Annotated in this window: 18 protein-coding genes; 1 reads left to right on the top strand and 17 read right to left on the bottom strand. The window is 68.8% G+C overall.

Going from position 1 to position 18,825, the window contains the following annotated elements; all coding sequences use genetic code 11:
* Positions 1-10 precede the first annotated feature (10 nt).
* The 3 genes from hrpB to L3V18_RS17615 form a co-directional block, all read right to left on the bottom strand.
* The gene (hrpB, locus tag L3V18_RS17605; protein WP_237056695.1) at positions 11-2,560 is read right to left on the bottom strand and encodes an ATP-dependent helicase HrpB; all 2,550 of its coding nucleotides are present in this window, start codon (positions 2,558-2,560) and stop codon (positions 11-13) included.
* A gap of 60 nt (positions 2,561-2,620) precedes the next feature.
* On the bottom strand, positions 2,621-3,061 hold the full coding sequence (locus L3V18_RS17610; RefSeq protein WP_237056697.1) for a hypothetical protein: 441 nt from the start codon (positions 3,059-3,061) through the stop codon (positions 2,621-2,623).
* A gap of 93 nt (positions 3,062-3,154) precedes the next feature.
* A complete protein-coding gene (locus L3V18_RS17615; RefSeq protein WP_237056699.1) occupies positions 3,155-3,628 on the bottom strand; it encodes a hypothetical protein in 474 nt (157 codons plus the stop codon).
* Between the two features lie 162 nt (positions 3,629-3,790).
* Between L3V18_RS17615 and L3V18_RS17620 the strand changes: the two genes are divergently transcribed.
* Positions 3,791-4,594, top strand: a complete 804-nt coding sequence (locus L3V18_RS17620) for a TatD family hydrolase (RefSeq protein WP_237056701.1) — start codon at positions 3,791-3,793, stop codon at positions 4,592-4,594.
* 63 nt (positions 4,595-4,657) lie between these two features.
* Here L3V18_RS17620 and L3V18_RS17625 read toward each other — a convergent pair whose 3' ends face one another.
* From L3V18_RS17625 to L3V18_RS17690, 14 genes are all read right to left on the bottom strand, one after another.
* On the bottom strand, positions 4,658-7,813 hold the full coding sequence (locus L3V18_RS17625; protein ID WP_237056703.1) for a spermine/spermidine synthase domain-containing protein: 3,156 nt from the start codon (positions 7,811-7,813) through the stop codon (positions 4,658-4,660).
* 284 nt (positions 7,814-8,097) lie between these two features.
* A complete protein-coding gene (locus L3V18_RS17630; protein WP_237056705.1) occupies positions 8,098-9,096 on the bottom strand; it encodes an OmpA family protein in 999 nt (332 codons plus the stop codon).
* A gap of 119 nt (positions 9,097-9,215) precedes the next feature.
* Positions 9,216-9,839 (bottom strand): hypothetical protein, encoded by a 624-nt coding sequence (locus L3V18_RS17635; RefSeq protein ID WP_237056706.1) that lies wholly within the window; start codon positions 9,837-9,839, stop codon positions 9,216-9,218.
* Positions 9,840-9,841: 2 nt separating this feature from the next.
* Positions 9,842-10,546 carry a TadE family protein gene (locus L3V18_RS17640; RefSeq protein ID WP_237056708.1) on the bottom strand — a complete coding sequence of 235 codons (705 nt, stop codon included), beginning with the start codon at positions 10,544-10,546 and terminating at the stop codon, positions 9,842-9,844.
* Positions 10,543-11,073 (bottom strand): tetratricopeptide repeat protein, encoded by a 531-nt coding sequence (locus L3V18_RS17645; protein WP_237056709.1) that lies wholly within the window; start codon positions 11,071-11,073, stop codon positions 10,543-10,545. Before L3V18_RS17645 ends, L3V18_RS17640 begins: the two co-directional genes overlap by 4 nt.
* Positions 11,061-11,411: a DUF192 domain-containing protein gene (locus L3V18_RS17650; protein ID WP_237056710.1), complete on the bottom strand. Its 351-nt coding sequence runs from the start codon at positions 11,409-11,411 to the stop codon at positions 11,061-11,063. The genes L3V18_RS17645 and L3V18_RS17650 overlap by 13 nt, the downstream gene beginning before the upstream one ends.
* Positions 11,408-12,289: a type II secretion system F family protein gene (locus L3V18_RS17655; RefSeq protein ID WP_237056711.1), complete on the bottom strand. Its 882-nt coding sequence runs from the start codon at positions 12,287-12,289 to the stop codon at positions 11,408-11,410. Before L3V18_RS17655 ends, L3V18_RS17650 begins: the two co-directional genes overlap by 4 nt.
* The gene (locus L3V18_RS17660) at positions 12,286-13,122 is read right to left on the bottom strand and encodes a type II secretion system F family protein (protein ID WP_237056712.1); all 837 of its coding nucleotides are present in this window, start codon (positions 13,120-13,122) and stop codon (positions 12,286-12,288) included. Before L3V18_RS17660 ends, L3V18_RS17655 begins: the two co-directional genes overlap by 4 nt.
* Positions 13,123-13,137: 15 nt before the next feature.
* Positions 13,138-14,886 carry a TadA family conjugal transfer-associated ATPase gene (locus L3V18_RS17665; RefSeq protein WP_237056713.1) on the bottom strand — a complete coding sequence of 583 codons (1,749 nt, stop codon included), beginning with the start codon at positions 14,884-14,886 and terminating at the stop codon, positions 13,138-13,140.
* Positions 14,887-14,894: 8 nt separating this feature from the next.
* Positions 14,895-16,133 carry a type II and III secretion system protein family protein gene (locus L3V18_RS17670; RefSeq protein ID WP_237056714.1) on the bottom strand — a complete coding sequence of 413 codons (1,239 nt, stop codon included), beginning with the start codon at positions 16,131-16,133 and terminating at the stop codon, positions 14,895-14,897.
* Between the two features lie 99 nt (positions 16,134-16,232).
* Positions 16,233-17,042: a Flp pilus assembly protein CpaB gene (cpaB, locus tag L3V18_RS17675; protein ID WP_237056715.1), complete on the bottom strand. Its 810-nt coding sequence runs from the start codon at positions 17,040-17,042 to the stop codon at positions 16,233-16,235.
* Positions 17,043-17,055: 13 nt separating this feature from the next.
* Positions 17,056-17,265 carry a hypothetical protein gene (locus tag L3V18_RS17680; protein WP_237056717.1) on the bottom strand — a complete coding sequence of 70 codons (210 nt, stop codon included), beginning with the start codon at positions 17,263-17,265 and terminating at the stop codon, positions 17,056-17,058.
* Between the two features lie 26 nt (positions 17,266-17,291).
* Positions 17,292-17,972 (bottom strand): hypothetical protein, encoded by a 681-nt coding sequence (locus tag L3V18_RS17685; protein ID WP_237056718.1) that lies wholly within the window; start codon positions 17,970-17,972, stop codon positions 17,292-17,294.
* Between the two features lie 4 nt (positions 17,973-17,976).
* Entirely contained in the window at positions 17,977-18,825 is an 849-nt protein-coding gene (locus L3V18_RS17690; RefSeq protein ID WP_237056720.1) for a TadE/TadG family type IV pilus assembly protein, read from the bottom strand.

The raw sequence follows: 18,825 nt of genomic DNA on the forward strand, positions 1-18,825 counted from the left end.
AGCGGGCGGCTCAGCGCGGACGCGGCTTGGCCCGGTGGGTGGCCTGCGCGGTCCAGGGGTCGTCCGGCCACGGATGTTTCGGGTAGCGCCCCTTCATCTCCTTCCTGACCTCCGGATAGGTGCGGTCCCAGAAGCCGCGCAGGTCGCGGGTGATCTGCAGCGGCTTGCCGCCCGGCGACAACAGGTGCAGGGTCAGCGGAATCCGGCCGTCGGCGATGCGCGGGCCGTCGGCGAGCCCGAACAGTTCCTGCAGCTTGACCGCCAGCACCGGCTCCACCGGCGCGTCGAGGGCGTCGTCCCAGGCGTAGACGACCGGCCGTTCCAGTCCCGACGGCACCGCGATCCGGGTCGGCGCCAGCGCGTCGATCCGCTGCCGGGTGCTCCAGTCGGCGACGGTCTTCAGCGCCTCTGCGAACGCCTGCGGGTCGAGCGTGTCGAGCCGGGACCGGCCTTCCAGCGCCGGCCGCAGCCAGTCGTCCAGCGAAGCCATCAACGCCGCGTCGGACAGATCCGGCAGTGCTTCGGCCTGTTCCGGCAACCATGCGCGCAGGCAGCGCGTCCGCGCCCGCCACTGCCGCAGCCCCTCGCTCCACGGCAGCGCGTCGAGGCCGAGCTGGCGGACCGCATCGACCAGTGCATCGGCGCAACGCGACGGATCCGGCCGCGCCGAAGGCCGGCTGTCGAGCACGATGCGGTCGTAGCGCGACTCGCGTACCGCGGCGATGCCCCGCCGGTCGGCATCCCAGTACACCCGCTCCTCGCTGACGAAGCGCTGCGGGAATTCGCGGCGCAGGCGCGCCTCGTCCAGCGGCGCCGCGCGCAGGATCCGCGCCTCGCGCGCCTCGTCGCGCAGTTCGGTCACCACCAGCCAGGGCTCGCCGTACAGCGCACTGTCGTCGAACAGCCGGGCCATGCGGCCGTTGGCGAGGGCGTAACGCAGCGGGTCGCCCGGGTGCTGGCGGGCGATCCGGTCCGGATAGGCATGCAGCAACAGGTCGCCGAGCGCGTGCGCCGGCAGGTCGGACGGCGGCGGCGCGTCGATCCGCATGCGGCGGCGCCACTGCTTCGCCGCCTGGTCGATCGCGAGCAGCGCCGAACGCGACGCCGCAGCCGGCAGCCGCCGTTCGCGGAACGCCGCCAACGCCTGCCAGCGCTCGGCCAGCGCGTCGCTCCGGGGCGCACCCGGCGACGGCCGCAACGGGTCACGCGCCTCGATCAGCGCGGCGAGGTCGCAGGCCAGCGCGATCTCCTCGCTGTCGGTAGGCGCGAGCAGCATCGCCGCCAGCCGCGGATGGGTGCCGAGCGCAAGCATGCGTCGACCGGCCGCCGTGATGGTGCCGCCCTCCAGCGCGCCGAGCCGTTCCAGCAGCGTGTGCGCGGCGGCCAGTGCGCCAGGCGGCGGCGGATCGACGAAACGCAGCGCCTCGTCGCCCCAGGCCGCCAGTTCCAGCGCGAGCGCGGCCAGTTCGACCTGGACGATCTCCGGCCGTCGCTGCGGCTCCAACCGCTGCGACTGCGGCCACAGCCGGTAGGCCCACCCCTCGGCGACCCGGCCGGCACGACCGGCTCGCTGGTCGGCCGAGGCCTGCGCGATCGCGACCACGTCCAGACGCGCGAAACCGCTGTTGGGGTCGTAGCGCGGCTCGCGGGCGAGACCGGCATCGACGACCACGCGCACGCCGGGCAGGGTGACGCTGGATTCGGCGACGTTGGTCGCCAGCACCACCCGTCGACGGCCGTCGGCGGCAGGCTGCAGCACCCGGGCCTGCTGTTCGACCGGCAGATCGCCGTGCAGGGCCAGCACCTCGACGCCGGCCCCGGCGGTCGCACCCACCCGCTCCGCCTCCAGCGCCGCCGCGACCCGGTCGATCTCGCGCCGGCCGGGCAGGAAGGCGAGTACGTCGCCGGGATGCGCATCCAGTGCATGCGCGATCGCACGCCGCATCTGGTGTTCGGGTTTCTCGTCGCGGCGCGCCGGGAAATGCTCGATCGCGACCGGAAAGCCGCGCCCCTCGCTCGACAGCCGCGGCGCGTCCAGATGCCGGGCCAGCCGGTCGCCGTCGAGCGTCGCCGACATCACCACGACGCGCAGGTCCTCGCGCAACTGCGCCTGCACGTCCAGCGCCAGTGCCAGGCCGAGGTCGGCGGCCAGATGGCGTTCGTGGAACTCGTCGAACAGCAGCGCGCCGATGCCCTCGAGGCCGGGATCGTCCTGGATCATCCGGGTCAGGATGCCCTCGGTGACGACCTCGATCCGGGTCGCCGCGCAGACCCTGTTCTCGAAGCGGATCCGGTAACCGACGGTCTGGCCGACGTCCTCGCCGCGCTCGCGCGCCATGAACATCGCCGCCGCACGCGCGGCGACGCGGCGCGGTTCCAGCATCACGATGCGTCGTCCCTGCAGCCACGGCGCGTCGAGCAGGGCCGGCGGCACCCGGGTGGTCTTGCCCGCGCCAGGCGGCGCCTCCAGCACCAGCCGCGGGTGCGCCGCGAGGCTGTCGCGGACGCGCGGCAGCAGCGGATCGATCGGAAAGGCGGGCGTATCGTCGTTCGATTTCACCCGCGCAAGGATACGGGCTGGGCCGGCGCATGCGCGCGGCGGCGCCGTCCGCCTGCCGCGTCAGCCGTCGTAGTCGCCGCAGCCGTACAGCACGCTGTCGCCGACGAGCAGCAGGATCGCGTGCGGATAGCGCGTACCGCGCCGGTCCTGGCACGGTGCATCCGCGGCACTGGGCGCGATCATCAGCCTGATCGAGGGCGAGACGCCCTCGGCGCTGGCGAGTCCGTACTTGCCTTTCAGTCCAAGCCGGCCGAACTCCGGCTTCACCGACTCCAGCAGGCCGTCGCCCTTCGCCGGCCGCGACGTGAACTGCAGCGTGTAGACGACCTGGCCGGGCGAGATCCGGACCAGGCGGATGGTCCAGTCGGTATTGCCGCCCTGGAACGGGCGGGTCGAGAAGTCGTACCCGGACCCGTCGGCCGAAGCCGGAGGCACGTGACCGGAGGTCAGCAGCGCACAGATCGACAACAGAACGATGGCGAGGAATCTGGATGGATGCATCGGGGTCTCCATGATCGGGACGGTCCTGTCCTGCGGGCTTCGAACGCCGCTGCGGCCACGCTGTGAAAGGCCACCGGCTGCGGCGCACCCCGCTCAGTCACGTAGATAGCGGCCGCAGCCGTACAGGATCCGGCTGTCGTCGATGCCATGCGGGTCGGAACGTCCCACGCTGACCAGGATCGCCTGCGGATAGGCGGTTCCGGTGCGGGTCCGGCACGGGATCTCGCGCGTGGCCGGAGCGAGCAGGACCTTCATCGAACGCGTCCTGTCGTCGACATGCAGGGTTCCGGCAAGTCCGAACTCGCCGTGCATGCTGCCGATCAGGCCGTCGGGATCGACAGACCGCAACGTGCCGGTGGTGGTGTCGCCCCGGCCGGGCGGTTCGAACACGAAGATCGCCTCGCCCGGTCCGTATCGCTTCAGCACGATGCGCCAGTCGCTGTTGCCGCCCTCGAACGGGCGCAGCGGAAGATCGTGGCTGACGGCAGCAGGCCGGAGGTCCCCGTCCCCCGGCCCGGCAAGCACGCCGAGCGCGGCCATCCAGCCCAGTACGAGCAGCAGGCGCACGCAGCGCATCCCGGCTCCTTCCAACGACGGCACCGCGCCGTCTCCAGCGACAGGAACGCCTTCGCGGGCCGGCTGTGAAAGCGGCGGGCCGGCGTGTCGTCGGGCGGGCGCGGCCCCGAACGGTACACTGCGCGCTCCCGCACGTCCCGCGCAGCACGTTCCATGCAACTGATCGACATCGGCGCCAACCTGACCCACGACTCCTTCGACCACGACCGCGACGCGGTGATGCAGCGCGCGCGCGCGGCCGGCGTCGTGCAGATGGTGGTCACCGGCGCCAGCCGCGAGCATTCGCCAAAGGCGCTGGCACTGGCGCAGGCGCATCCGGGCGAACTGTTCGCGACCGCCGGCGTGCATCCGCACCATGCCAGCGAATACACCGCCGAGTGCGATGCGGAAATGCGCGCGCTGCTCGCGCACGACGAGGTGGTCGCGGTCGGCGAATGCGGGCTGGACTACTTCCGCGATTTCTCGCCGCGGCCGGCGCAGCGGCGCGCGTTCGAGATGCAGTTGCAGACCGCCGCGGACACCGGCAAGCCGCTGTTCCTGCACCAGCGCGACGCGCACGACGACTTCGTCGCGATCATGCGCAACTTCGAGGGCCGGCTCGGCCGCGCGGTCGTGCACTGCTTCACCGGCAGCCGCGAGGAACTGTTCGACTACCTCGACCGCGACTGGCACGTGGGCATCACCGGCTGGCTGTGCGACGAACGCCGCGGCCTGCACCTGCGCGAACTGGTGAGGTCGATCCCCGCCGGGCGGCTGATGATCGAGACCGATGCACCCTATCTGCTGCCGCGCACGGTGAAGCCGGCGCCGTCGCATCGACGCAACGAACCGATGTATCTGGCCCACATCGTCGAGGAACTGGCCCGCGATCGCGGCGAGGACATCGCCACCACCGCGGCCAACGCGACCGCGGCCACCCGCGCGTTCTTCGGACTGCCGGCTCCGCCGCAGGGCTGACCGCACCGGCCTGGCGCTTCGCCGCAGCGCCTCGCGTGCCGACGGGCGGCTCCGGCCAGCGGCTCAGTCCGCCCGTATCGTGCCGCTCTCGCCGCCCGCCGTGGCCGGCACCGGCACGTCGCCGGCGTGCGGCGTGCAGCCGGACGCCAGTCCGGCGTCGACCCAGGCCCGCACGAACCGCCGCACCGGCGCCAGCTCCGGGCGGTCGCCGAGCGTCGGCGCCCAGCGTCGGTCCAGCTCCGCCACCGCCTGCGGCCGGCCGGCACCGATCTCGCCGAGCATCGCGATCAACAGCATCTGGTCGCGGACGTCGCCGGCCACCGACGCGGCCGGCAGCTCCAGCACCTCCAGCGCGTGCGCGCGCATCGCCTCCGGGTCGCGCTGCGCGGCGGCGCGGTAGCCGGCCATGATGCTGGTCACGCCCGGCATCGCCGCGGCGTCCGCCGGCAGCCATTGCGGCTGCGCCCAGACCGCGGCCAGGTCCTCGGCCGGCAGATGGCCGATCGTGCCCTTGGCCAGCGACGCCACGCCTTCGCTCCAGGTCTGCAGCAGCGCCGGGTTCCCGCCCAGATGCTGCGAGGTCAGCAGCAGCGCCGGGAGGGCACGGGCCAGGTAGGGTTCGTGCCCGGCCAGCCAGGGGTCGAGGCGGCCGGCGGTCATCGTGCGCACCGATGCCGCGGCGACGCCGTGCCATTCGCTGGTCCAGACGCCGGGGACCGGCTGCAGACCCGGCGCCAGGCCGATCGGCCGCCGGCATTCCAGCACGTCGAGTACCGGCATGCCGTTGGTCGCCATGCGCAGCAGCAGGTCGGCCTCGCCGTCCATGTAGCGCGCGATCGGCCCCAGGTGCGAGACCGTCGGGTAGTAGTCCGAATGCGGGGCGACGCCGGTCATCTCGACATAGGCGTGGATCAGGTCGGCGCCGCCGATGCGGCGCAGGCGCAGCTGCTCGGGACTGTCCAGGCCGACACGCTCCAGCTCGGCGCGGATCGCGCCGTCGAGGTTGTTCCAACGCGCCCGCAGCGGCTCGCCGTCGGCCCGGGCGACCATCACCAGGTCGGTGGTGTTGCTGACGTAGATGTCGATCTGCGGGAATTCCTCGACCAGCGCGGCCAGCATCGTCGCCATCAGCGCGTCGCTGGTTTCGTAGGAATGCAGCCACTGCACCAGCACGCCTTCTTCCTTCAGATGGCGCTTGACGAACGCGTAGAACTCACGCGTGAACAGGCTGGCGACGCCGCTGACCCACGGATTGGAGGGCTCGGAGACGATCACGTCATACTGCTTGCCGTTGCGCGCGAAGAACGTCCGTGCATCGTCGATCCACAATCGCGAGCGCGGATCCTCGTAGGCGCGCGCGACCTGCGGACCGAACGTGCGAGCGGCCTCGACCATCTTCGGCTCGATCTCGATCGTGTCGACTTCCCTCGGCACCCGGCTGCCGAGCACGGTGTGGGTGGTCATGCCCGAACCCCAGCCGATGATGCCGATCTGGCGCGGCTCGGGGTGATAGACCAGCGGCAGCAGCCCGGTCAGCACCATCGTGTGCTCGTCGTCGCCGGGTTCGACCTCGCGGATGCGGATCGCCGCATCGGGCTTGCCGTTGGTCGAGATGATGCGATTGGTGTCGCCGGCGAGCACGGTGATGGTCGAGGTCTTGCCGTCCTCGATGAACTCGACCCGCGGCGAGTCGGTGAAGATCGCGCCGGTACGGAACACGCCCGAGGCCTGGGCGACCGGGTCGGGACGCCCGTAGACGATCCCGGTGAACAGCGCGGCCGCGGCGACGGCGACCGCGGCCGCCATTCCGCGTCGCGAACCGGTCGCCGCATGGCCCCCGGCGCCGGACACGCGCGAGCGCTGCGCCAGTGCGAACAGGCCGATGCCGATCGCGATGTCGATCAGCGCGGCGGCCACCACCGCGCCGCGCACGCCCAGCAGCGGAATCGCCACGTGGACCATGCCGGCGACGCCGATGATCGCGCCCAGCGTGTTGGCCGCGTAGATCCGGCCTATCACGCCTTCGCCCGCGCCGTTGCGCAGCAGCACCAGGGTGAACAGCGGCAGGGTCATGCCGGCGAAGAAGGCGGCCGGGAACATCACCAGCATCGCGATCGACGCCGACGCGAGCTCGAACAGCGCGTAGCCGTTCCAGCTGCGCTGCAGCGCGTCCATGATCCACTCCATCCACTCGAAGCTGCGCGCGAAGACCGGCAGCGACAGCAGGGCGGCGATGCCCATCAGCACCTGCGCATGCCCGAGATAGGTCAGCGGACTGGCGATGCGGTCGGCGCGCTTGCGTATCCACAGGCTGCCGCAGGCCAGGCCGAGGATGAACGCCGCCAGCATCAATTCGAAACTGTGGACGGTGGTGCCCAGCACCAGGTTCAGCATCCGTACCCAGCCGATCTCGTAGACGAACGACGCCGCGCCGGATGCCATTGCGCCGAAGGTCAGCGCGCGCAGCAGGAACCGGTCGGCGACGACGGGACCGGCGACGCCAGGGCCCCGCTTCGCCGCATCGGCCGGCGCCGCTTCCATCGCCGGCCGGTCGGCCTGCTTGCCCAGGCCCCACGCCAGCACCGCGACCAGGATGTTGAGCACGCCGGCGGCGGCCACCGTTCCCGGCAGGCCCATCGTCGGCAGCATGAGGAAGGTCGATGCCAGGGCGCCCAGCGCGGCGCCAAGGCTGTTGGCGAAGTACAGCCCGCCCAGCACCTCGCCCTTGCGCTCGGGCCTGGCCCGGATCAGGCCGGCGCTGAGCAGTGGAAAGGTCGCGCCCAGCATCACGCTCTGCGGCAGGATCAGCGCAGCCGCGCTGGACCATTGCAGCAGATGGGCGGCGCCGGAACCCGGCAGCCACGGCAGCAGCTGGTCGCGCACGAACCCGGTGTAGGCATGGAACACCGGATGGAACAGGATGCCGGCCAGGCCGATCGCGGCCTCGACCACGGCGTAGCACGCGATCAACCGCTTCCAGCGCACACCACGGCGGCTGGCGATCCACGCGCCCACCGCCATGCCGCCCATGTAGATCGCCAGCACCAGAGTCTGCGCATGCGCCGCGTGGCCCAGCACCAGACCCAGGTACTGCGACCACACCGACTGGTAGATCAGTCCGGAGAATCCCGACAGCACGAACAGCAGCAGCGCGACCGGCAGCACCGGCGCCACCCCGCGGCCGGCCCCGACGCCTGCGCCTGCGCCTGCAGTGTGCATCCCTTCGCCACGCATCCCTTCAACCGACATCGACCTTCCCCCAATCGCCCGTTTCCATCCATTCCACCGTTCCGGTCGGGCCGTCGGACGACGGCCCGATGACGCGACCGACGAGAGCCGCATCGACCAGACCGGCGCGCCTGCGTCCGATCCGTCGCGTTCGGAGTCCGGACGCGTGCCGGATCCGCGACCTTGCTCCGCAAAGCCGGCCTTGCGGGTCGTGTGGCGAGACGCAGGGGCGCGCCGGATCAGGACGTGCCGACGGTACGTCCTTCACCCACGTGTCATGCGCCAGTCCCGGCATTCGATGCCTGGGCGACGGTGACGCCCGCCGCTTCCGTCTCGGTCGAGGCCGTCACCTGCAGACGATCGCCCGCCACGCCGGCAGCGGTCAGCGCCTGGTACAAGTGTCGGGCGCGCGCCCCGGCCAGTGCCTCGCGCTCGGCGACGGACAGGCCCGGGCCCGCCTTTCCGCGCAACGTCAACACCGCGTCGGGGGTTTCGCTCATGAACTGGACCAGCGCCGCAACCTGCGCATCCGCGTCGAGCGGCACTTCCGCGCCGGCCCGGTAGGTCAGGCCGAGCTCGGCCTCGCCTTCCTCGCGCAGCGCGCTGGCAAGCGCCTGCGCCGACAGCGCGGGACGTTCCGGCTTGTCGACGGGAATCTCGGCGATGACCCAGCCGCCGCCGATGTCGCCATAGGTGCAGGCATGGACCCAGACGTGCCGGTCGAGGTCGCGGACCACGTAGGTACGCACCGGCTCGGTCGGCCAGCACAGGCCCTTGTTGTACTCGGCGGTGAACTCGCGGGTCAGCACCACCGCACGTGCGCTGCTGGGTACCACCGAGTCGGTGATCAGCACGCCGCCCTTGCCGGTGATCTGTTCCTCCAGCGCCAGCGCCAGCTCGGAACCGGAAAACACCTTGCCGTCGACGGCCTGGATGTTGCCCTGGTAGATGCGCCCGTTCGCCTCGATGTAGTCGGTGCCGTTCCAGAACGCGAAATGGCCGATCGCCTGCGTCGATTCGTTGCGCGGCTTGGTGTGGTAGCCCTCGGGCAGGTGGAAGAACGGGAATTCGCCCAGCCGGGCATCGGTCATCGGCAGCGTGTCGGGATCGAAGGCGGGTTCTTCTTCCTTCTGCTCCGGGTCCGCTTCTTCGGACCCGGCTTCGGAGGCTTCGCCTTCGGCTTCGGCCTCGACGGCGGCCTCACCGCCGTCGCCGGTGGAACACCCCGGCACGGTCAGCGACATCGCCGCGAGCAGCGCGGCCAGCAGCGTCATCCGGGAAACAGTGAATCCGCAGTACACGTGTTCGATCCTCGTTGAAACGGGTTCGGGCCGGCACATCGTGATACGCCAGCCCGGCATGAAATGAAAGTCCCTGTCGCCCGGCGCCGGCGTCAGTGCCGTGCATCGCTCCCTTCCGCGGCATCGGGCAGTTCGAACAACGACGCCGCGTCCTCGACGGCAGCGACGCTCATGACCTGCATCCTGCAGGCCCTCGAGCGCCCGGACCGGTAGCCCTGGTAGCCGAGGATCAACCCGCGTGCCTCGTCGACCCAGAATTCACCGCGGGCCGTGCCCCCTGGCCCCCGCTGGCCGGCATCGAGGTAACGCCAGCCTTTCGCGCGGACGCCGGCGATCACCTTCGACGGAATCGGCCGGCAACGGACGCCGAAGTTCTCGCAGGGCTGCCGCGGATCGACCCGGAGCTCGGCGAAGCCGCGGGCCTGCAGGGGCCTCGCCGCCGACTGCCCGGCGTCGATCAGCCAGCCCTGGCGTGCCTGTTCGTCGATCAGCATGTAGATCCCTTCGGCGCCACGCTGGTTGAAATCGACCCGCGACATGCCCGGCTTCAGATGCAGGGTGACCGGTATCGGCCGCGGGCTTCCGGCAAAGCCGACGCCCTCCTGCCCTTCGACGATCGCCTTGATCCGCAACACCTCCCCGGCGCCGGCGGGGCCGGCTCCGGCAAGGATCAATGCGAGGCCGGCAGTTGCGAGCCGCAGGGCGGAAGGCTTCATCGCTACGGCAGCACGTTCTGGTTGTATATCGGCGTCTGCATCCGCACCACCGCGTACGATTCGATCGGGATGCGGTAGTGGCTCCATACGCCGAACCGGTTGCTCATCCTGACCTTGCCCGGGTCGGTGAAACCGGACGGCTTCACGTAATCGGAGTCACCGCGCATCACCCGGTCGACGAACGGCACGACCAGCGGATAGTGATAGGTCACCTTGATCTTCAGGATGTTCGCATCCTGCACGTTCATGCCGCTGCTGCCGACCCGCTGGTCGCGGAAGGCGAGGCTGTCGTTGGGCAGCGCGAACCGGCCGTTGTACTGGCGCTCCTTGTGGTCGTTCCATGCACGCCGGGTCGGACTGATGATGTCGATCGTCGCCGCGCGCCCCAGGTCGATGTCGGCCTTGGCCCGCCCCCACGCGGCGGCCGCGCCACCGGCGCCGGCCGAGTTGGCGTACAGCGGCATCAGCCCGCGGATCAGCCCGCGCTTCATCGCCGCCTTGTCGGCACCCTTGACCGCGCCCATCCGCGCCGCCTCCAGGGTGGCGTAGTCCAGGGTGGTCTTGGCCCGGTAGATCAGCACCATCTGGAAGATCACCAGCACCAGGAACAGGAACACCGGAACGACGATCATGAATTCGACCAGGGACTGGCCGGTCGAACGTGCCCGCCGGGGTGCGGAGCGGCGACGTGGAATTCCGGTATTCATCGGCTGTCTCCTGCGTCTGCGTCCTCGTCCGGCTGCGGCGACGGAGCGCCGTCGGGTGCCGGACGGACCGAAGCATTGTGTCCTTCGTCCAGGATGCGCGAGGTCGCGTCCGCGAGCCGCTGGTTTTCCGCATGCACCCGCGCGCGTTTGCTGCCCCGCGCCTCCCCGGCGGCGAACGCCTCGTTGGCCAGTTTCAACTGCATCATCCCGAGGTTGTGCCAGCCGCGCGCATTGCTCGCATCCAGCGCGAGCGACTGCCGGTACGACAGCGCCGCCTCCTGGCTCAACCCCTGGCGGGCATAGGCGTTGCCCAGCCGATACCAGTATTCGGCCTGGTCGGGCATCGCCTCGACGATGCCGGCGTACAGGTCCGCCGCCCGCACGTAGTCGCCCTGCCGGTAGGCCCGTGCGGCCATCTCCTCCATCGCGAGAAGATCGTTGCCGCGCGGCGTGCCCGCGGTGGATGCGCAGCCGGCGAGCCCCGCCAGCAGCAGGATCGGCAGCAGGCAGCGGCTCAGGCGGCCCATCGCAGCACGTCTCCCACCTTCAATCCGACCCGCTCGGCGACCCCGCCGCGCAGCTCCAGCGCATCGTGCGCGCCGAACTGCACGCAACCCCGCCAGGGCCTGACATTGGAATGGATCGACATCACCTTCCCATCCCTGGCAAGGAACACCACGTCCAGGTCATAACGCATGCCGATCGTGTGGATCGACGAGCACGGCCGGATCAGCAGCGCATCGCCGCCATCGGCCGGAAGCGGTGGCGAGAACAGCAGACCACGCAGACGCTGCAGCCAGGTGACCGCTCCCCGCACCTTCGGCAGGACCAGCCTGTCGCCGTTGTACAGCGGCCCGATCTTCATAGGATGCCGTCCTGCACCATCTTCAGGTAGATGAAGTAGGCGAGCACGAGGAAGATCAGCGGGAAGAAGCAGGTCACCAGCGGGAACATCATCTTCACCGGCGCCTCCATCGCCAGTTTCTCCGCCAGCAGGAAGCGCTCCTCGCGGCGCTGCATCGACTGCGCGCGCAGCGTGTCGCCGAGGCTCGCACCGACACGGTCGGCCTGGATCAATGCGCTTGTGAAACTGGAGATCTGCGCGATGTCCATGCGGTCCGCCAGGCGACGCAGCGCCTCCGACCTGGGCAGGCCGGCACGCAGGTCGCGCAGCATGCGGGAGAACTCCTGTCCCAGAGGTCCGGCCGGCCCCTTCTGCACCGCCTGCTCGATCGCGCCGGTGATGTTCAGGCCGGCCTCCACCGACATCGTGATGAAGTCGAGGAAGATCGGCAGGTCGCGGATCACCTTCTTGACCCGGACCTTGCGCCTCTCGCTCAGCCACAACGTCGGGTACAGCCAGCCGATCGGAACACCAATGGCGACCGCCATCATCAGACTGCCGAAGCCGGGCTTGAGCATCATCATCAACGCGAACAGGATCGCGGTCGCGATGCCGGCGCCGACCACGCGCAGGCCCACCAGCTCCTCGGGCGAGACCAGGTAGTCCTGGCCGGCGCTCTGCAGCGCCCGGTGGGACTTTTCCATGGTCTCGGAACTCATCCGCGGACCGACGACGTGGGTCGCGATCGTGACCAGCGGCCAGATCATCCGCAACATCGCCGGCAGCGGATCCTGGTATTCGCGCTCGGTCTTCGGCGCGGACTGCAGGATGCCACGGATCGCCAGAAGCGCCAGGACGATTGCCGCGCCTACCATCAACGGGAGAATGATCAGCATCATATGTCGATCGTCATGATCTTCAGGCAGATCTTGTAGCCCACGTACTCGAGGATGAAACCGACGGCGATGACGGCGTACCCGGGAATGCTGTCGAACATCGGCGCCATCGTGTCGGGGTACATCCAGGTCAGGTAGGCGACCAGGCCGACCGGCAGCATCGCCATCACGATGCCCTGCAGGCGGCCCTGCGCGGTCAGCGCCTTGACCTTGTTCTCCATGATCAGGCGGCGGCGCAGGGTCTCGCCGAGGGTGGCCAGGCTCTCGGCCAGGTTGCCGCCGACCTCGCGCGAGATCTGCACCGCCGAAACGAACAGCTTGGCGTCGAGAATCGGGACCCGCTCGGCGAAGTGCTCCATCGCCTCGTCGGTCTTCACGCCGATGCGCTGCTCGCGCAGTACCAGCGCGAGCTCCTGCGCCAGCGGCGGATAACCGTCCTTGACCAGCCCTTCAAGCGCGGGCGAGAAGCCCAGCCCGGCCTTCATGCTGCCCGACAGCATCAGCAGCGCGTCGGGCAGCTGCGACTGGATCTTGTTGAGCCGGCGTTGCTTGAGGAAGGCGTACAGCTTTTTCGGCAATACCGCCACCAGCACCGCGGTGATCAGGGCAATCAGCCAGTGGCCGCTGATGACCCATGCCAGCAGCGGCAGGATCACGAACAGCGCGATGTTCGCCGCGAACAGCCGCGAGGTATCGATGAACAGGAACATGTCGGCCAGGTTGGTCTTGGCCTGGTCCATGAACGCGTCCTGGTAGCGGACCATGAACTTCTCGCCGGCACTGGCGAGGTAGAGCCCCGCCAGCAGCATCGAGCAGAACGCGAGTACGGCAATCATCCATATCATCGCCGGTCACTCCTCCGGTTTCCGGAAGATGTCCAGATCGATCGGCACGCCGCGGTCGGCCAGCTCTTCCATGAATTCGGGGATCGAGCCGGTCGCGACGAAGCGGCCTTCGACCTTGCCGTCGTGTCCGGTGAACGTGGTCACCTTGAAGTTGAAGATGTCCTGCAGCTGGATCGTGCCGCTTTCGATGCCGGTCACCTCGGTGATGTGGCTGACCTTTCGCGACCCGCACGGATAGCGCCGCTGATGGACGATCAGGTCGACCGCGGACGCGATCTGCTCGCGTACGACCGCCATCGGCAGGTCCATGCCGGCCATCAGCACCATCACTTCGACACGCGATATCGCGTCGCGCGGCGAGTTGGCGTGCGCGGTGGTCAGCGACCCCTCGTGGCCGGTGTTCATCGCCTGCAGCATGTCCAGGGTCTCGCCGCCGCGGCACTCGCCGACGACGATGCGGTCCGGGCGCATGCGAAGCGCGTTCTTGACCAGGTCGCGGATCGTCACCTGGCCCTTGCCCTCCAGGTTCGGGGGACGCGCCTCCAGCGCGACGAGGTTCGGCTGGACCAGCTTCAGCTCGGCCGCGTCCTCGATCGTCACGATGCGGTCGCGGTCGGGAATGAAGTTCGACAGGATGTTCAGCAGCGTGGTCTTGCCCGAGCCGGTACCACCGGTCACGACGATGTTCTTGCGCTCGCGCACGGCGATCTCCAGGAACGCCAGCATCGAATCGTCGAGCGATCCGAACGCGATCAGATCACGTCCCTCCAGCTTGCGCTTGGCGAACTTGCGGATGCTGATGCTCGGGCCGCGCAGGGCGATCGGCGGGATGATCGCGTTCACGCGCGAACCGTCCTTCAGTCGCGCGTCGACCATCGGCGAGCTCTCGTCGATGCGACGTCCCAGAGGGGTGACGATGCGCTCGATCGCCGACAGAACCGCCCGGTCATTGGTGAAGTACACCGGCGACTTCTCGATCCTGCCGGCCCGCTCGATGTAGATCTGGTCGTGCGCGTTGACCATGATCTCGGTCACGCTGTTGTCCTCGATCAGGTTCTCCAGCGGACCGAGCCCGATCGCCTCGTCGAGCACCTGCTTGGCGAGCATCTTGCGATTGATCACCTTCGGCAGGTCTTTGTATTCCTTGTCGAGCACGGCGTCGATCAGCTCGCTGGTCTTGACCCTCAGTTCCTCGTCGCTGAGGCTGTGCACGTCGATCCGGCGCAGGTCCATCTGCTTGAGCAGGGACGCATGCACCCGCTCGCGCCAGACGACGATGTCGGGCGGGACGTCGTCGGTCGTGGCCAGGTCGGTCGAGGTCGAGGTCGACGCCGGAGCGGGAGGCGCCGCGACCGGACGCGGCGCGGGTGCGGGCGCTTCGCCGGCGACGCTGTCGTTGGCGGCCGCCGGCGCCGCCGCCTCCCTGTGCTTCTGCTCGGCGGCACCGCGCCGCGCCTTGCCCAGCTCGGAACTGATCCGCAGCGTGTAGTCCCCTATCTCGACCACGTCGGCCGCCTCGAGCGGGCCATGCTGGCTCTTGATCGCGGAGCCATTGACCCGCACCGCGGCGCGACTGCCGCTGCTTTCGATGTAGATGGCCTCGTCGATCACGCGGATCGTGGCGTGATGTCTGGCGATGCTCCAACCCTGCAGGATGACCAGATTCTCGTCCGAACGCCCGATCCCGCACTCCTTGTGCAGGCACCGGATCGTCCTGGGGCCGGATTTACCCGTTTCTACGACGACACTGAACATCTGCGGCCTCAGTCGAAGATTTCCGGACCCACCGTTTCCTCGAACTCTTCGAGGAGGCGGTCGCTCTTCTGGATCGCGTCGACGTTGGCGGCGTGGCCCGGCGTGATCACGCGCGGAGTCACGAACACCACCAGGTCGGTACGACCCTTCTGGAAATCGTCGGAGCGGAACAGGCGACCGAGGATCGGGATGTTCGCCAGGCCGGGGATACCGCTGAAGCTCTTGCCACCGGCGATGTCGACCAGACCGGACAACACGATGGTTTCGCCGTCCTTGACGTTGAACTCGGTTTCGGTCTTGCGCGTCAGCAGCCCCGGGATGTCGGCGACGCTCACCGAGGGGTCGATCTTGCTGATCTCGGTCATGATCGTCGCCGAGATCTCGTTGTTCCGGTTGACCACCGGCTGGATGTTCAGGCGGATGCCGTACTCCTTGAACTCCACGCTGGTCTGGCCGAACGACCCGACCAGCGGCAGCGGGATCTCGCCGCCGGCGAGGAACGTCGCCACGCCTCCGCTGCGCGCGCTGAGCTGGGGAGAGGCGAGCTCGTAGGCGTTGCCGGTCTGGGTCAGCAGGTTGATCTTGGAGGAGATCGTGGTCGCGATGCCGAAATAGGTCTGCATCGGATTGATCCGCGCCGGCAGGCTGTCGGCGATGTCCTCGAACGGGCTGCCTTCCGGGATTACCCGGTAGAACGAGCTCGAGAAATCCTTGATCGCACCGCCGCTCGGGCCGTCGATCTGGTTCTGCCAGGCGATGCCGAGCTTGCGCAGGCCGTCGCGCTTGACCTCCATGATCCGGACGTCCATCAGCACCATCGGCTGCATCGCCACCAGGTCGGCGGTGCTGAGGTCGACGACGTTCGGGAACAGGCCCTTGATCGCCTCGATCTGCGCGGTGTCCTCCGGACGCAGCTCGCCGGTGATCACCACGTTGCCGGCGACGTCCGACACTTCGGCGGTGGAGTCGGGTCCGAGCATCTGCCGCACCGCCGCGGACGTGGCGCTGGTGTCCTTGGCGTTGACGTTGACCTGTATCGAGCGCTGGCCGCCATCCTCGTACCACAGGTGGACGGTGGTCTCGCCGGTCTTGCCGGCACCGGCGATCAGCACCAGCTGGCGCTTCTCGATCGTGGTGACCTCGAGCACGTCGCCGTTGCCGACCGCGACCCGCGCCAGCGGGCGGCTGCTGGTATGGACGAGAACCTGCCCCCCGTACATGTTGAGTTGATTCGGAAGCGTCGTCATCTGCGCATTCGAGACACCGACCAGACCAAACATCGCGGCGGTGAACAGCACGCACCGCAAAAAGACATTCCTTGCCATTATCGAACGATCCCCAGGCGTTTAATTGCTGCCGCCGATGATGTACTCGACACCATCGGCCTTGATTCCCCCAAACGAAGCCATCAGCTCGTTCTCGGTCAGTCCGTCGAGGTTGAACGGCGTCTTGTCATCCAGGTTGCGCAGGATGATCCTCAGGTCGCCCGTCTCCTCGGCGACGGTGAGCCGCTGCGCCTGGTCCGGCGTCAGCTCCAGCGTCATCGTCGAGTACGCGTCGCTTTCCTCGCCGCCCAGCGTTTCCCCGACCCGGGCGCCGGTGGCGAGCACGGTGATGTTCTCCAGCAGCGGGAAGACCCGTTCGCCGGTCGATCCATTGCGCTTGGCCGCGCCCTCCTCGGACTCCGCCGCACCCACGGTGAAGAAGATGTCGACCGCGTCGCCGGGCGCGATCATGCCGGAGACGGAATTGTTCTCGTTGACCGACAGCGTGTAGCCGACCTTGCCCAGCGGGATCACCCGCGAGAATTGCTGCGCGGCCGGCACCAGCGCGCTGGCGCTCAGCGGTGCGCCACCCCTGACCGGCGACCGGACCAGACGGTTCACGTACTCGCCGTAGTTCTCGGCGGTGACCGCGTCGGCCGGCACGAACTCGGTGGGCACGCTGCGCAGGACCATCTCGCTCTCGGTCACCGACTGGCCGACTTCCAGGTCCTGGTTGGTCACCACGACTTCGGTTTCGTCGACCTGCGCCTCCGCGACCGCCCTGGAGATCGTTTCCTTCACGTAGGTCACGCTCATCAGCGCCGCAAGGCCGCCGAGCAGCAGCGCTCCGCCGATGAAAAGCACATTCTTGTTCAACTTGGGCAATGCCACGATTACCTCTTGCTCACAGGTTCGGTAGTGGGAAGGTGGTCGACAGACTGTAGGCGAACGCCTCGTACATGCTCTTGATCGCGTTGAGCGTCTCGGCGACGACGTTCGGGTTGGAGACCAGCACCAGCACGGCCAGGCCGGTGATCAGCGTGTACTCGACGATCGCGTTGCCGCGCTGCCCGCGCGCGGGGCGCGGATGGTGGGAACGGCGTAGGGTCCTCATGGCGTTGTTCTCCCGCGCTGTCGGAGTCATTCGATGTTCACGACGATCGACGTGTCGGGCGGCTGCTCCCGGGTCAGCGCCAGCGACAGCTTCGCGTCGCCGGAGCCGGTGAAGTTGACGACGCAGTCGCTCGATGAGGCTAGGCAGCGCTCCGGGTTGCGCTCGAGGTTCCAGCCATGCACGGGCATGCGCTGGACGTAGTAGCGCATGTTCACGTAAGGCGTCAGCCGGTTCCTCATCACGATCGTGCGCGCACCGCCGGAGTCCAGATAGCGGATGTCGCTGATCACCTCGGTGTTCGCCGGTTTGTCGAATCCCTTGCCGAGATCGGCGTCGACGGGCTTGTCGGGCAACTCCATGATGCCGATCGTGCCTTCCGAACGCGATCCCATTCCGGTGAGCTCGACGGTCACGTAGTGCTTGCCTTCGAGGTGGCCGACGATGGTCTTGCCATTGATGCGGTCGACCACGACGTCGCCACCCCATTGGGCCCGGTAGAACTCGACCACCTCGTCCAGCTCGAGCGGCGCCGAGATCCGGCTCGCCCGCATCGGCACGCCGTTGTAGAGCATGTGCCTGCTGACCGCTTCGCCGGTGGCCCCCGGCGGCAGCGGCACCTTCGGCCAGGCAACGACCGGCGTCGCCACCGCGAACAGCAGCAGCGACGCGGTCAACCGCTGCCCTGTGTGCGCATGCGAACCACGCATGGGGTCAGCGTCTCTTCAACTTGTCGGACGGCACGATGTCCGGCTGCACGTAGCCGGGGCGCAGACGCGCGATCGGCCCGACGATGGGAAGGAAGTCGGCGCCTTCGATCTTCTCGAAGAAGTCGCCGGCGCCGTCCAGGGCCGATGTCGGTGCGAGCGTCTTCACCTGGTTGAGCACACTGCGCTCGCGCCGGGCCGACGGCTGTCCGTCGAGGCCGTTGCCGGCGGCGTTCCACTCGTCCGCGAGCAGGGTGTGGTGGCTCCTGAGTTCCAGATTGATGCGATCGAACGGGGCCAGATAGCTGGCGCCGGCACCGTTGCGCGTCTTCAGGTTCTGCGGCCGCAGGGTGACCTGGGCGGTGACCAGGCCGTTCTTGTTCGGCGGGAACTCGCCGGGGAGCTTCTCAAGCAGGCCGCCGATACGTCCGAACAGGCCGCTCAGCCCCGATGGAGCTTCGTTCCGGTATGCGTCCAGGGTGATGTCCTGCGCACGCACCAGTTCCCGGTTCGAGAAGGTATTGAGCATTTCGTTCTTCAGGCGCCCGGTCGCGTTGCCGCTGATGTTCGACCGGATCACGGTGTCGGCGTCGCCGAAATTGTGCTCGCGAATGAAGGCCAGCTGCGCTGCGCGGCCGCCATTGAGCTGGTTGAACTCGAAGTCGCGCGTCACCGTCGCCTCCCACGCCGCCGCACGTGCCGCCTGCTGGGCCATCTGCTTGGCGTGGAAGTACTTGGAAAGGGTCGGCACCAGCAGGAACAGCGGCACCAGGACCGCTGACAGCACCGCCATCTCGACCATCGCCTGCCCCCGCTGGCGACCGCGCGTACCGCTCCTGCGCAAACCCGTGCTCAT

The sequence above is a fragment of the Marilutibacter chinensis genome (genome assembly GCF_021725675.1).
GTDB classification, from domain to species: Bacteria; Pseudomonadota; Gammaproteobacteria; order Xanthomonadales; family Xanthomonadaceae; genus Marilutibacter; species Marilutibacter chinensis.

Bases quoted from the DNA above. Each gene is read 5' to 3' on its own strand.
- L3V18_RS17610 (WP_237056697.1), bottom strand. From the start codon at position 3,061: ATGCATCCATCCAGATTCCTCGCCATCGTTCTGTTGTCGATCTGTGCG.
- L3V18_RS17620 (WP_237056701.1), top strand. From the start codon at position 3,791: ATGCAACTGATCGACATCGGCGCCAACCTGACCCACGACTCCTTCGAC.
- L3V18_RS17625 (WP_237056703.1), bottom strand. From the start codon at position 7,813: ATGCACACTGCAGGCGCAGGCGCAGGCGTCGGGGCCGGCCGCGGGGTG.
- L3V18_RS17630 (WP_237056705.1), bottom strand. From the start codon at position 9,096: ATGACGCTGCTGGCCGCGCTGCTCGCGGCGATGTCGCTGACCGTGCCG.
- L3V18_RS17635 (WP_237056706.1), bottom strand. From the start codon at position 9,839: ATGAAGCCTTCCGCCCTGCGGCTCGCAACTGCCGGCCTCGCATTGATC.
- L3V18_RS17640 (WP_237056708.1), bottom strand. From the start codon at position 10,546: ATGAATACCGGAATTCCACGTCGCCGCTCCGCACCCCGGCGGGCACGT.
- L3V18_RS17645 (WP_237056709.1), bottom strand. From the start codon at position 11,073: ATGGGCCGCCTGAGCCGCTGCCTGCTGCCGATCCTGCTGCTGGCGGGG.
- L3V18_RS17650 (WP_237056710.1), bottom strand. From the start codon at position 11,411: ATGAAGATCGGGCCGCTGTACAACGGCGACAGGCTGGTCCTGCCGAAG.
- L3V18_RS17655 (WP_237056711.1), bottom strand. From the start codon at position 12,289: ATGATGCTGATCATTCTCCCGTTGATGGTAGGCGCGGCAATCGTCCTG.
- L3V18_RS17660 (WP_237056712.1), bottom strand. From the start codon at position 13,122: ATGATTGCCGTACTCGCGTTCTGCTCGATGCTGCTGGCGGGGCTCTAC.
- L3V18_RS17665 (WP_237056713.1), bottom strand. From the start codon at position 14,886: ATGTTCAGTGTCGTCGTAGAAACGGGTAAATCCGGCCCCAGGACGATC.
- L3V18_RS17670 (WP_237056714.1), bottom strand. From the start codon at position 16,133: ATGACGACGCTTCCGAATCAACTCAACATGTACGGGGGGCAGGTTCTC.
- L3V18_RS17680 (WP_237056717.1), bottom strand. From the start codon at position 17,265: ATGAGGACCCTACGCCGTTCCCACCATCCGCGCCCCGCGCGCGGGCAG.
- L3V18_RS17685 (WP_237056718.1), bottom strand. From the start codon at position 17,972: ATGCGTGGTTCGCATGCGCACACAGGGCAGCGGTTGACCGCGTCGCTG.
- L3V18_RS17690 (WP_237056720.1), bottom strand. From the start codon at position 18,825: ATGAGCACGGGTTTGCGCAGGAGCGGTACGCGCGGTCGCCAGCGGGGG.